Genomic DNA, 12,562 nt, shown 5'->3' on the forward strand with positions numbered 1-12,562 from the left:
TCAGCGGTGTTGCGCATGCGTGCTTACTCTCCAGGGGGGTGCGCTACGACTGCGGGCGGGTGGCTGCCGAGGCCGCGAGGGCGTCCGCCACCGCTTGCGACTGGCCGCCCAGCGTCGCCACCCGCATGAGCTGGACCGCGTTCAGCCGGACGCCGAGGCGGGAGCGGATCTTTTTGGTCATGCGCATGACGTCCAGCGAGGTGCCGCCCAGCGCGAAGAAGTCCGCGTCCGCGCCGTGCGGCGCGGCACCCAGCACGTCCTGCCAGATGCCGGCCAGCACGTCGGTCACGTCGTGCGCACCGTCACCGGACGGCCCGGCAGCGGATTCGGTCGTGGCTGAAGTCGCGGCTGAAGTCGCGGGTTCGGGTGTCGGCGCCGGAACAGCCTGCTCGGCCAGTGCGCGTCGGTCGATCTTGCCGTTCGGCGTGCGGGGCCACGCGCCGACGGTCACATACACGGAGGGCAGCATGTGCCGGGGCAGCCTCAGCGCCGCGTGGGCTCGCAGCCGCTCCTCGTCGATGGCCCCGTCCCGCGTCGGCCGCACATAGGCGACCAGGCGCAGGTCCGCAGCGCTCTCGCGCGGCATGACCACCGCCTCGGCGACGGACGGATCTTCCACCAGTCGGCTTTCGATCTCACCGGGCTCGACCCGGTGGCCACGGATCTTGAACTGGTGGTCGACGCGGCCCAGCAACTCCAGTTCGCCGTCCGCGTTCAGCCTTCCCAGGTCGCCGGTGCGGTAGAGCCGGCCGCCGGGTGGACCGAACGGATCGGGCACGAAGCGCTCGGCCGTCAATCCCGGCTGCCAGGCATAGCCGCGCGTGACCCCGCCGCCGCCGATCCAGATCTCCCCCGGCCCCCCGGGGGCGACCGGCCGACGCTCCTCGTCCAGGAGGTGCAGCGTGGTGTCCGGCAGCGGTCCACCGACGGGGACGACTCCCTCGTAGGCGCGAGTGACGTGATGGGCGGTCGACCAGATGGTGGTTTCGGTGGGTCCGTAGATGTTCCACACGTGCCGCGACGCGGCGCGCAGCCGGGCCGCCAGGGAGGGGGACATCGGCTCGCCCCCGCACAGGGCGACCCGCAGGCCCCCGGTCCACCCGTCGTCGAGCAGCATGTTCCACGCCAAGGGGGTGGCCTGGAGCACCGTCGCCCGGCTATCGGCCATCAGCTCGCGCAGCGCCTGGCCGTCCAGGACCTGGTGGTCCTCGGCGATCACCACGGAACCACCGGACACGAGAGGGAGGAACAGATCGATGAGGACCGGATCGAAGGAGGGGGAGGTGACGGACACCCAGACGTCGTCCGGGTCCGGGTCGACCACGGACGCCATCGCCAGCACGCCCTTGACCAGGCAACGGTGTTCCACGGCCACCGCCTTGGGCCGGCCGGTGGAACCGGAGGTGTACATCAGGTAGGCCACGTCGTCCGGCCCGGCCGACCGGCGCGTCCCCGGATCGGCGTCCGGCGGGTACGTGCCGGGATCCGGGTCGTCCAGCAGGAGAACGTCGGCCGGCTCCGTACCGCCCGCGAGTCTGCTGACCGTGAGAACGGTCCGGGCCCCGCTGTCGCGCAGCAAGTACTCCTGGCGCTCCGCGGGGTAGGCGGGGTCGACGGGCACGAACGCGGCGCCCGCCAGGAGCACTCCGAGAAGGGCCACGGGAAGGTCGGCCGAACGGTCGATCCGTACCGCGACCCGGTGCCCGGGGCCGGTGCCGTGCCGTGCGAGCCGGTCCGCCACCGCCGACGCCGCACCGAGCAGTTCCCCGTAGGTCAGTGACCGCGGGCCGCAGCGCACCGCCACCCGGTGGGGGGTGCGCTCCGCCCGCGCGGCGATGAGTTCCGGTATGCCCCGGTCGGGCCAGGGCGGCCCCGTGGGCACGTCCGGCATCGTGAGCGAGACCTCTGACGATGTCATTCCACGGCTCCGGAGGTCGCGAGGGGCTTGGGGTGCGAAGCCTGCCGACGCACGTCCAGGCCGTAGTTCCGCCGTACCCAGTCGGGCTCGTAGACGGAGTCGAGGTAGCGCTCCCCGAGGTCCGGGGAGATGGCGACCGCCGTGCGGTCCGGGTCCGGGCGTCTCTCGGCCAGCCACCGCGCGGCGCCCGTCACCACCGTGCCGGTCGAGCCGCCGAACAGATAGCCGCGCGAGGCCAGTTGATGACACGTCCGGACGGTCTCGGCCTCGGGTACGACGACCACGTCGTCCACCAGGGACTCGTCCAGCAGCTGGGGGCGTACCCCCGCCCCGAGGCCCGGGATCATCCGGGGACCGGCCGGGCCGCCGAAGGAGACCGATCCCACCGAGTCGACGGCCACGATGGTCACGTCGGGCCGGTGGCGGCGGAAGTACCGGGCGCAGCCCATCAGCGTGCCCGTCGTTCCCGCCCCGACGAACAGCACGTCCAGCCGGTCGAAGTCACGGGAGAGGGCCGGGGCGGTCCTGCGGTAGTGGGCCATCCAGTTGCTGGGGTTCGCGTACTGGTTCAGCCATACGTAACGGTCGTCGGAAGCGCACAACTTGTGCACGTACTCCAGTCGGGCACCGAGATATCCGCCCTCGGAGTGCGGTTCGGTAACGGTGTGCACCACACACCCGAAGGATTCCATCAGCTCACGGGAAGCCTTGTTGCACCGCACGTCGGTCACGCAGACGAACCGATAGCCGCGACTCGCGGCAATCATGGCCAGCGCCACACCGAGGTTTCCCGAGGACGACTCGACGATGACGGAGCCCGCGGCGAGCAGTCCGCTTCGCTCCGCGGAATCCACCATCTCGACCGCGGCCTTCAGCTTGACGGAGCCGGCGAAATTGAGCCCCTCGCACTTCAGGTAGAGCGAGGCGGACACCATGGGGCTCAGGTCGACATAGAGGTCTTCGACGTTGAATTCCTCCGGGCTAGCGATGATCGGCACACCGCACCTCGCCCCGAACGCTCATGGAGATGAGATCGGTGCCGTCGGCGTCACCCATACCGCTGCACCTCGGAAAAGAATTCGTCCACGACCAGCAGATCGCCGGACCGGTGCATCTCCTCCCAGACGAGCCTGCCGACCGCGAGGTCCAGGACGCCCAGTCCGAACGGGGAGAAGACGACCGGCCGGTCCTCGGGGACGCGGACGGCGCCGCTCATCACCTCGGCCAAGGTGCCGGTGATGAAATCCCGGTTTCCGGCCCGCTGCTCGGCCAGATGCGGCGAGGTGTCCGCCTTGAGGCAGTGCTCGACGTCGTCGACGATGTTCGTCGAGCCGAGAATGATCTCCGGTGACAGGTCGCGCAGCGAAACGTGCAGGACCAGTGGATTGTGCGCGAACCACTCGGGGTCGTGCACATGCGGGGTGCCGGCGACCGTCGCGAAGACCACCAGGTCACAGGATTTGATCAGGCTCTCGGCACTGTCGTGGAACACGACCTCCGGGGCGTCGCCGGCTCGCCGCAGGTAGTCGCGGAAGCCCGCGCCGTGCTCGGCGGACACGTCGTGGATGCCGACGGTGTCGAACTCCCAGCCGGTGCCCGCCAGGTAGGTGTGGATGTAGCGGGCGATCAGACCGGTCCCGATGAAGCCGATGCGCCTGGCGCGGCCCCGGCCCCGGCTGAGCAGGTCGGCGGCGAGCGCCGCGGAGGCGGCGGTGCGCACCGCGCTGATGACGGACCCCTCCAGACAGGCATACGGATATCCGGTCTCCGGATCGTTCAGCACCAGCACGGCGGAGGCACGCGGAATTCCGTGCCGGACGTTGTCCGGGAAGCTGGATATCCACTTGATGCCGTCCACCCCGGCCTCCCCGCCGAGCGCGGCGGGCAGCGCGATGATCCGCGCATCGGGCCGGTCGGGGAAGCGAAGAAAATAGGAGGGAGGATTGACGGTCCCACCGGCATCGTGCAGTCGGTAGGTGTCGGACACCAATGTGACGACCATGTCTTCCCGGCCGGTCAGGACTTTCTTGACCTGGGCACCGGAAATGACACTGAACGTCGGGACGCCGGGGCGATTCAGGGGAATCTTCGCCGTATCCCCGCCTGGCCGAATACTCACCTGAGGCCTTTCCTCGTCACGGGATGCGCATGTCGAATTATTTGTATTCAACATCCCGACGGCCTAGGGGGATACCTAGTGATCGAGCAGCGTTTCGTGTCCGCGTCCGTACTTACCGTTGCCCTTACCGGGCGGTATTAACGAAGTCGTCCGCCGGAGAGGGCGGTCGGCGCTGCTCGCCGCGCCGGCCCCGAGCGTCTTCCTCCTGCTGATCACCTGGGCCCTGACGTTCCCCCTCCCCCGCCCGGCCGGCCGGCGGCGAGCGCCGGGATGATCTCTTCTCCGTAGGCGTCGATGACGCGCTCCCGCGCGTCGTGCATGGCGTACACGGCGAACTGGTCGACCCCCAGCTCCCGCAGCGCCTCCAGCCGCTCGATGTGCGCGGCCGGCGGGCCCAGCAGGCAGAAGCGGTCCACGATCTCGTCGGGCACGAAGTCCGTGGAGGGGTTCCCGGCCCGGCCGTGGTGGCTGTAGTCGTAGCCCTCGCGCTGCTTGATGTACGCGGTGAGGGCCTCGGGCACCAGCCCGGAGTCCTCGCCGTAGCGGGTGACCAGGTCGGCGACGTGGTTGCCGACCATGCCGCCGAACCAGCGGCACTGCTCCCGGGCGTGCGCCAGGTCGTCCCCCACGTACGCGGGCGCGGCCACGCAGATGGTGACGGACGCCGGGTCGCGGCCCGCGTCGGCGGCCGCGGTCCGTACCGCCTTGACCATCCACTCGGTCAGGAACGGGTCGGCGAGCTGGAGGATGAAACCGTCGGCCTCCCGGCCGGCCAGTGCGAGCGCCTTCGGCCCGTAGGCGCCCATCCAGACGGGCAGCTTGCCGTCCCGCACCCACGGCAGCCGCAGCGTGGTGCCGCCGACGTCCGTCTCGCGGCCCTCGGCGAGGTCGCGGATGACGCGCATCGACTCCCGCAGGGTGGCGAGGGTGTTGGGCTTGCGTCCGGCGACCCGCATGGCCGAGTCGCCACGGCCGATGCCGCACACGGTGCGGTTGCCGTACATGTCGTTGAGCGTGGCGAATGTGGAGGCCGTGACCTCCGGGGTGCGGGTCGAGGGGTTGGTGACCATGGGGCCGACGATGAGGCGCTCGGTGTGTTCCAGGATGCGGCTGTAGATGACGAACGGCTCCTGCCACAGCACGGCGGAGTCGAAGGTCCAGCCGTAGCGGAAGCCGGCGCTCTCGGCGCGGCGCATGAGATCCACCACCGTGCCGGCGGGCGGGTCGGTCTGCAGGACGAGTCCGAAGTCCACGGGGGTGCTCCTTACGCGAGGTACTGACAGGTGGCTCGGGGGACGTACCGGCCGTGACCGGCGCGTCCGGTGAACCGCCGCCCGTCGATGACGGTTTCGCCGCGGGACAGGACCGTCTCGACCCGCCCGGTGATCTCTTTGCCCTCGTACGCCGAGTAGTCGACGTTCATGTGGTGGGTCTCGGCGGAGAGCGTCTGCCGCGCCCGCGGGTCGTAGACGACGAGGTCCGCGTCGCCGCCGGGGGTGATGGTGCCCTTCTTCGGATACAGGCCGAACATCCGGGCCGGGGCGGCGCAGGCGATCTCGATCCAGCGGCGCCGCGAGATGTGCCCGTCGACGACGGCCTGGTGGAGGAGGTCCATGCGGTTCTCCACGCCGGGCAGCCCGTTGGGGATCTTGGAGAAGTCCCCGCGGCCCAGCTCCTTCTGCCCGGAGAAGCAGAACGGGCAGTGATCGGTGGAGACCACCTGGAGGTCGTCCGTCCGCAACCCCCGCCACAGCGCCGCCTGGTGTTCGCGGGGCCGCAGCGGGGTCGAGCAGACGTACTTCGCGCCCTCGAAGCCCGGCTCGGCGAGGTTGTCGGTGGACAGGAAGAGGTACTGCGGACACGTCTCCCCGAAGACGGGCAGGCCCTTGTCCCGGGCGGTCACCAGCTCCGCCACCGCTTCCTCCGCCGAGACGTGGACGACGTACAGCGGTGCCCCGGCCACCCGGGCGAGCTGGACGGCCCGGTGCGTGGCCTCCGCCTCCAGCAGCGCCTTGCGCACCTCGCCGTGGTAGCGCGGGTCGGTCTCCCCCCGTGCGAGGGCCTGCTCCACGAGCACGTCGATCGCGATGCCGTTCTCCGCGTGCATCATGATCAGCCCGCCGTTGCCGGCGGCGTGCTGCATGGCCCGCAGGATCTGCCCGTCGTCGCTGTAGAAGACACCCGGGTAGGCCATGAAGAGCTTGAACGACGTCACGCCCTCCCCCACCAGGAGGTCCATTTCCTTCAGCGAGGCGTCGTTCACCTCGGAGAGGATCATGTGGAAGGCGTAGTCGATCGCGCAGGTGCCCTGGGACTTGGCGTGCCAGGTGTCGAGCCCTTCGCGCAGCGCGCGGCCGCGGGACTGCACCGCGAAGTCGACGACGGTGGTGGTGCCGCCCCACGCCGCGGCGCGGGTGCCGGTCTCGAAGGTGTCGCTGGAGGCGGTGCCGCCGAAGGGGAAGTCGAAGTGGGTGTGGGCGTCGACGCCACCGGGGATGACGTACTTGCCCGTGGCGTCGATCGTGCGGTCGGCGGTCCAGCCCGCGGCGAACGCGCTGTCGGGCGCGGCGAGGGCCGCGACCTTGCCGTCCTCGACGAGGACGTCCGCGTGCCCTTCCTCCGCCGCGGTGATGACGAGGCCACCGCGGATGACGGTCCTGGTCATGGCCGCTCCCTTCCGGCGATCGTGTGCTGGGCCCGGCGCAGTGCCTCTTCGAGGAGCGCGGCGCCCTCCTCGGCCTCGGGGATGGTGAGCGTCAGGGGCGGGGCGATGCGCAGGGTGTTGCCGTCGCGGCCGCCCTTGCCGATGAGCAGGCCGAGTTCGCGGGCGGCTTCCAGGGTGTGGGTGGCGGCCTCCGGTGCGGGCGAGCCGTCGTCACCGACCAGCTCCATGCCGATCATCAGGCCGCGGCCCCGCACCTCGCGGACGACCGGCAGGCCGGCGGCGACGGCCCGCAGCCGTTCGATGAGGAGGCCGCCGACCCGGCGGGCGTTGCCCTGGAGGTCGTGTTCCAGGAGGTAGGTGAGGTTGGCGAGGCCGGCCGCCATGGTGACGGGGCTGCCGCCGAAGGTGGAGATGGAGTTGGCCTCCAGGCAGTTCATGACCTCGGCCCGGGCGACGACGCCGCCCACCGCCATGCCGTTGCCGATGCCCTTGGCGAAGGTGAGCACGTCGGGCGGGCCGCTGCGGGCGTGTGCCTGCCAGCCCCAGAAGTGGTCGCCGGTCCGCCCCCAGCCGGTCTGGACCTCGTCGGTGATCCACAGGATGCCGCGCGGGGCGAGGACCTCGCGGAAGGCCGCGTACAGCCCGTCGGGGGGCGCGGTGAATCCGCCGACGCCCTGGACGGGTTCGGCGATCAGGGCCGCGACGTTGCCGTGCGTCTGGGCGAGCACGTCCTCCAGGTCCGCGACACAGGCCTCGATGAACCGCGCGTCGGAAAGGTGGGCGAAGGGGCCGCGGGTGCGGATGCCGCCGTGCACGTACAGCGTCTGGAGCGGGGAGAGGCTGGTGGGCGACCAGCCGGCGTTGCCGGTGACGGCGACGGAGGCGAAGGACCGGCCGTGGTAGCTGTTGCGCATCGCCAGGACCTGGTTGGAGCGGCGGTGGGAGGTGGCGAGCAGCAGGGCCGCGTCATTGGCCTCGGTGCCGGAGGTGGTGAAGAAGACCCGCGCGTCGGGGATGCCGGACAGCGCGGCGATCCGTTCGGCCAGCTCCACCATGTGCCGGTCGAGGTAGAGCGTGGAGGTGTGCAGGACGCGCCCGGCCTGGTCGCCGACGGCCTTGGTGACCTCCGGCAGGGCGTGCGCGGTCATGGTGGTGAGGATGCCGCCGAAGAAGTCCAGGTAGCGCCTGCCCTCGGCATCCCACACATGGCGGCCTTCGCCGTGGGTGATCTCCAGCGGGTCGCGGTAGTAGAGGGCGAGCCACTCGGGCATGACGGCCCGGTGCCGGTCGTGCAGGCCGCGAGGGGCCGGAGCGGGGACGGGTCCCTCGCCTCCGGGGACCCCCCGGCTCACGGCTGGACCAGCCCGTCGTACGCGTCGGGCCTGCGGTCGCGGTAGAACGCCCACTGCCGGCGCACGTCGTCGATCAGGGAGAAGTCGAGGTCGCGGACGATCAGCTCTTCCTTGGTGTCGCTCGCGACGTCACCGACGAACTGGCCGCGCGGGTCGACGAAGTACGAGGTGCCGTAGAAGTCGTTGTCGCCGTACTCTTCCTGGCCCACGCGGTTGATCGCGGCGACGAAGTACTCGTTGGCGACGGCCGCCGCGGGCTGTTCCAGCTTCCACAGGTGGGCGGAGAGGCCGCGCGAGGTGGCGGAGGGGTTGTAGACGAGCTGGGCGCCGGCCAGGCCCAGGGAGCGCCAGCCCTCGGGGAAGTGCCGGTCGTAGCAGATGTAGACGCCGACCTTGCCGACGGCCGTGTCGAAGACGGGCCAGCCGAGGTTGCCGGGCTTGAAGTAGTACTTCTCCCAGAACCCCTTGACCTGGGGGATGTGGTGCTTGCGGTACTTCCCCAGATAGCTGCCGTCGGCGTCGATGACGGCGGCGGTGTTGTAGTAGAAGCCGGACTGCTCGACCTCGAAGACGGGCACGACGATCACCATGCCGGTCTCGCGGGCCAGCTCGCGCATCCGGTTGACGGTGGGGCCGTCCGGGACGGACTCGGCCCAGCGGTAGTGCTCGCTCTCCTGCACCTGGCAGAAGTAGGGGGCGTTGAAGACTTCCTGGAACCCGATCACCTTCGCGCCCTGCGCGGCGGCGGCACGGGCGTGTTCCTCGTGCTTGGCGATCATCGACTCGGTGTCACCGGTCCAGGTCGCCTGGACGAGTGCGGCGCGGACAACGTTGGCCATGAGCTGCTCCTTTGCCGGGGCGTCAGCCAGCCCGACACGTAGATCACGTGTGGATGCGACCGTATGACCCGCCCCGACCCGTGGCAAGACCATCCGGCTTCCTGGGGACAACCGGTCGCGCGGGACGGGCGCGGACGGCGCGGCGGGGCGCGGAAGGGGGCGCGCCCGGGGTGTGGCGAGGGGCGGCGGGCCGGGAGCCCGCCGCCCCTGGGCACGGCGTCCGTGCGCCGTCACTCCGCCCGGCGGGGCCGGTTACCCGTCCGAGGGGTGGACGACCATCGCGGAGCCGCCGCCGCGCCTGACGCGTTCGGCGGCGGCCAGCCAGCGGCCGTCCGGCAGCCGTTGGACGCCGGTGGCCGCGCCGATCTCGGGGTTCTGCTTGAACACGTGGCCGAGGGCTTCGAGCCGTCCCCGGACCCGGCTGTTCCACAGGCCCGGTTCCAGTTCGGTGGTCGCCGCGTTGCGCTGGCTGGCGCGCGGCGCGGCGATCGCGTCGACGAGCGGCATTCCGCGGTCCACGTGGTTGAGCAGGGTCTGCAGGGTGGTGGTGATGATCGTGGCGCCGCCGGGCGAGCCGAGCGCGAAGGCGGGCCGTCCGTCGTCGAGGACGATCGTCGGCGAGACGGACGAGCGCGGGCGCTTGCCGGGGCCGGGCAGGTTCGGGTCGTGGACGCCCGGGCTGACCGGCACGAAGGAGAAGTCGGTCAGTTCGTTGTTGAGCAGGAACCCGCGCCCGGGCACGGTGATGCCGCTGCCGCCGGTCTGCTCGATGGTCAGGGTGTAGGCGACGACGTTGCCCCACTTGTCGGCGGTCGTCAGATGCGTGGTGTGCTCCCCCTCGTAGGGGGTGGGCGCGGCCTTGCCGTGGGTGCCGCAGGGCACCGGTCGGCCGGGGTCGCCCGGGGCGAGCGGGCTGGTCAGTACGGCGTCGTCCTTGATCAGGCACGCGCGCGCGTCGGCGAAGCGCTGGGAGGTCAGCGCCCGGGTGGGCACCTTCTCGTGGGCCGGGTCGCCGACCCAGCGGTTGCGGTCGGCGAACGCGACGCGGCTCGCCTCGATGTAGCGGTGCAGATAGGTCTTCCTGTCCAGCTCCGACAGGTCGTCGCGCTCCAGGATGTTGAGTGCCTCGGCGACCGTGGTGCCGCCGGACGACGAGGGGGCGACGCCGTAGACGTCGAGACCCCGGTAGGAGGTCCGGGTGGGCTCCTGCTTCTTCGCCGCGTACGCCCGCAGATCGCGTGCCGTCAGATCGCCGGGGCGTACGACGCGCTTGGCCTTGGGGTCGACGGGGGGCTTGCGTACGGTCCGTACGATGTCGCGGCCGACCTCGCCGCCGTAGACGGCTTCGACGCCCTCGTCCGCCAGTTGCTCGTAGGTGTGCGCGAGGTCGGGGTTCTTCAAGGTGGTGCCGACGGCCGGTGGCTGCCCGTTCGGCAGGAAGAGCTTCGCGCTGGCCGGGAAGTCCTTGAAGCGGTCCTGGTTGTCGGCGGTCTGCTTGCGGAAGGTGGCGTCGACGGTGAAGCCCTCGCGCGCCAGGCGCTGGGCGGGGCGCAGCACCTGGGCGAGCGAGCGGGTGCCCCAGGTGCGCAGGGCCGTGTCCCAGGTGGCGGGGGTGCCCGGGGTGCCGACGCTCCGGCCGCTGGTGACGGCGTCCGCGAACGGGATGGGCTTGCCGTGCTCCAGGAACAGGTCCTCGGTGGCGCTGAGCGGGGCGCGCTCACGCCCGTCGATCATGGAGACCCGCTGTCGCTTCGCGTCGTAGTGGAGGAAGTAACCACCGCCTCCGACGCCGGCCGAGTACGGCTCGGTGACGCCGAGCGCGGCGGCGGTGGCCACCGCCGCGTCGACGGCGTTGCCGCCCTTGCGCAGCACTTCGATACCGGCGGCCGAGGCGTCGGGGTCGACGCTGGCCACCGCGCCGCCGTAGCCGACGGCGACGGGTGTCTTCTCGGGCGTACGGTCCGCGCCGGTGCGTTCCGTCGTGCCCGCCGCCGAGGCGGCGGGCACGACGGTGGTGGCGACCAGCACGGCCGTCACGGCCAGTACGGGCAGACGTCGTCGGGCGGTCGATCTCGCGCGGGCCATCCCTACCTCCATGCGGGGCGAACGAGCCCCGGAGCCTACTCGGAGGGCGGGCCCGAGGACAGGGTGCCGCGCACGGTCACCGCGCCGGTGCGTCCGGCTCGGCCGCTGCCTCAGCGCTTCTTGGCGACGCCGGACACCGCGCGGGCCATGGCCGCCTCGCCCTTGGCGTTGGGGTGGAACGGCGCGGCCGGGTTCTGCGGGTTCGCACCCTCCACCCAGCGGTCGGCTGCGGGCACGCACACGTCGTGGCCGACGGTCGGGCCGTAGGTGTCGGCGTAGCGGACCTTGGCCTTGGCGGCCTGCCGCTTGAGCATCGTGTTGAGGTGCTTCTCGGTGTCCCGCAGGTAGCCGACGTCACCGGCGGCGATCGGTACGGCGGGGAAGCAGCCGACGCCGTTGTCCGGCATGATCGTGGGGTAGCCGACGATGACGACGCGGGCGTGCGGTGCGCGCTTGCGCACGTCCTTCAGCACCCGGGCGACCTTGGGCGCCGCGGCGGCGATCCGGGCGGTGAGCTGGTCCTTGCCGCCCTGGGTGTACTTCGTGCGGCAGGGCGCGCCGGCCGGGTCGGTCACGGACAGCTGGGCGCAGGTGCCGATGATGTCGCCGAAGCCGATGTCGTTGCCGCCGATGCCGACGGTGACGAGCGTGGTGCGCTTGCCGAGGGCGTTGAGCTGAGGCGGGTTGGCACCCTGTGCCCGCCACATGTCGGCGGTGGTGGCGCCGCTGCAGCTGACGTCCTTGAACGTGCGGGTGTGCAGCCATCTGGCCGTGAGCGAGGGGTAGTTGACGCTGGAGCGCGCGCAGTCGCCGCCCGTCTGCTCGGGGACGCCGGGCGCGGAGGTGTAGGAGTCGCCGAGAGCGACGTACCGTTCTCCGCCCGTGCCAGCCGTGGCCTCGGAGGCCCCCGCGGGAGCGGCGACGCCGACCGCCAGCGCCCCCACCGCGCCGAGCGCCGCCAGCGCCTTCCCGTACCGCCCGCCGCGTGCGTAAGCCTCTGCCACTACTGCCTCCGTAGGTGTGCCGGGTGACCGCCGATGATCACCGCGCGGAAGTCAGACTCGCCGCGTGGTGACCGGCTGTCAACGTGAGACACGGCGGGGCCGCACGCCTTGGCGTGCGGCCCCGTGTTTCCTACCCGGTCAGCGCTGTGCGCCGCGCTCGAGCGGTTCCAGGTTCGACCACAGGGGCTCCTTGCCGAAGCGGCCCAGACAGAGGTCGAGGTCGGTGTAGGCGTCCATGCTCACCGGCTGGTCCGCCGGCCACACGGTGTCGCACTCCTCGCAGACCTTGATGACGTCGTCCTGCTCGCGTACGCGGCACCTGACGACCCATCCCTGATCACAGCGGGGGCACCAGTCCATGTCGAGGTTCCCTCTCCAGGGCCATGGGAAGGCCGAGATGATTTTGCCGGTTTCCGGTGCCACGACGATGCGCGGGTTCCACTGACCGGCTGTTCCCACCACCTTACCCATGGGGGACCACACAGACGGACCGCGCCATTCCTCTCGGCCTCTCCGGCTAAACGCTTCTCTTTATCCGCGCATTGCCTTGCCGGCCGGGTGGCATAACCGCGCCCCCGGG

The 12,562-nt window shown here is 71.2% G+C and carries 10 protein-coding genes; all 10 read right to left on the bottom strand.

Going from position 1 to position 12,562, the window contains the following annotated elements:
- Positions 1 to 43 precede the first annotated feature (43 nt).
- The 10 genes from ACZ6MA_RS10100 to ACZ6MA_RS10145 all read right to left on the bottom strand — a co-directional run bounded on the left by ACZ6MA_RS10100 (position 44) and on the right by ACZ6MA_RS10145 (position 12,342).
- A complete protein-coding gene (locus tag ACZ6MA_RS10100; protein ID WP_469432575.1) occupies positions 44 to 1,918 on the bottom strand; it encodes a non-ribosomal peptide synthetase in 1,875 nt (624 codons plus the stop codon).
- Complete coding sequence (gene sbnA, locus ACZ6MA_RS10105) at positions 1,915 to 2,916, bottom strand: 2,3-diaminopropionate biosynthesis protein SbnA (RefSeq protein WP_469432577.1); 1,002 nt, start codon at positions 2,914 to 2,916, stop codon at positions 1,915 to 1,917. Before sbnA ends, ACZ6MA_RS10100 begins: the two co-directional genes overlap by 4 nt.
- A gap of 50 nt (positions 2,917 to 2,966) precedes the next feature.
- Positions 2,967 to 3,998 carry a 2,3-diaminopropionate biosynthesis protein SbnB gene (sbnB, locus tag ACZ6MA_RS10110; RefSeq protein WP_469433132.1) on the bottom strand — a complete coding sequence of 344 codons (1,032 nt, stop codon included), beginning with the start codon at positions 3,996 to 3,998 and terminating at the stop codon, positions 2,967 to 2,969.
- 251 nt (positions 3,999 to 4,249) lie between these two features.
- A complete protein-coding gene (locus ACZ6MA_RS10115) occupies positions 4,250 to 5,290 on the bottom strand; it encodes a TIGR03842 family LLM class F420-dependent oxidoreductase (protein ID WP_469432578.1) in 1,041 nt (346 codons plus the stop codon).
- 11 nt (positions 5,291 to 5,301) lie between these two features.
- Complete coding sequence (gene hydA, locus ACZ6MA_RS10120) at positions 5,302 to 6,702, bottom strand: dihydropyrimidinase (RefSeq protein ID WP_469432580.1); 1,401 nt, start codon at positions 6,700 to 6,702, stop codon at positions 5,302 to 5,304.
- Positions 6,699 to 7,973, bottom strand: coding sequence for an aspartate aminotransferase family protein (locus tag ACZ6MA_RS10125; RefSeq protein WP_469432581.1), 1,275 nt, complete (start codon positions 7,971 to 7,973; stop codon positions 6,699 to 6,701). The genes hydA and ACZ6MA_RS10125 overlap by 4 nt, the downstream gene beginning before the upstream one ends.
- A 77-nt stretch (positions 7,974 to 8,050) precedes the next feature.
- A complete protein-coding gene (locus ACZ6MA_RS10130; RefSeq protein ID WP_469432583.1) occupies positions 8,051 to 8,893 on the bottom strand; it encodes a nitrilase-related carbon-nitrogen hydrolase in 843 nt (280 codons plus the stop codon).
- A 252-nt stretch (positions 8,894 to 9,145) separates the two neighbouring features.
- Complete coding sequence (gene ggt, locus ACZ6MA_RS10135; protein WP_469432584.1) at positions 9,146 to 10,978, bottom strand: gamma-glutamyltransferase; 1,833 nt, start codon at positions 10,976 to 10,978, stop codon at positions 9,146 to 9,148.
- Positions 10,979 to 11,088: 110 nt separating this feature from the next.
- Entirely contained in the window at positions 11,089 to 11,982 is an 894-nt protein-coding gene (locus ACZ6MA_RS10140) for an SGNH/GDSL hydrolase family protein (protein WP_469432586.1), read from the bottom strand.
- A gap of 138 nt (positions 11,983 to 12,120) precedes the next feature.
- On the bottom strand, positions 12,121 to 12,342 hold the full coding sequence (locus tag ACZ6MA_RS10145; protein WP_469432588.1) for a hypothetical protein: 222 nt from the start codon (positions 12,340 to 12,342) through the stop codon (positions 12,121 to 12,123).
- Positions 12,343 to 12,562: the final 220 nt, after the last annotated feature.

Source organism: Streptomyces sp. NPDC042259 (assembly GCF_055582085.1).

Excerpts from the sequence above, each read along its gene's own strand:
- ACZ6MA_RS10100 (WP_469432575.1), bottom strand. The coding sequence starts at position 1,918 with ATGACATCGTCAGAGGTCTCGCTCACGATGCCGGACGTGCCCACGGGG.
- hydA (WP_469432580.1), bottom strand. The coding sequence starts at position 6,702 with ATGACCAGGACCGTCATCCGCGGTGGCCTCGTCATCACCGCGGCGGAG.
- ACZ6MA_RS10125 (WP_469432581.1), bottom strand. The coding sequence starts at position 7,973 with ATGCCCGAGTGGCTCGCCCTCTACTACCGCGACCCGCTGGAGATCACC.
- ACZ6MA_RS10130 (WP_469432583.1), bottom strand. The coding sequence starts at position 8,893 with ATGGCCAACGTTGTCCGCGCCGCACTCGTCCAGGCGACCTGGACCGGT.
- ggt (WP_469432584.1), bottom strand. The coding sequence starts at position 10,978 with ATGGCCCGCGCGAGATCGACCGCCCGACGACGTCTGCCCGTACTGGCC.
- ACZ6MA_RS10145 (WP_469432588.1), bottom strand. The coding sequence starts at position 12,342 with ATGGACTGGTGCCCCCGCTGTGATCAGGGATGGGTCGTCAGGTGCCGC.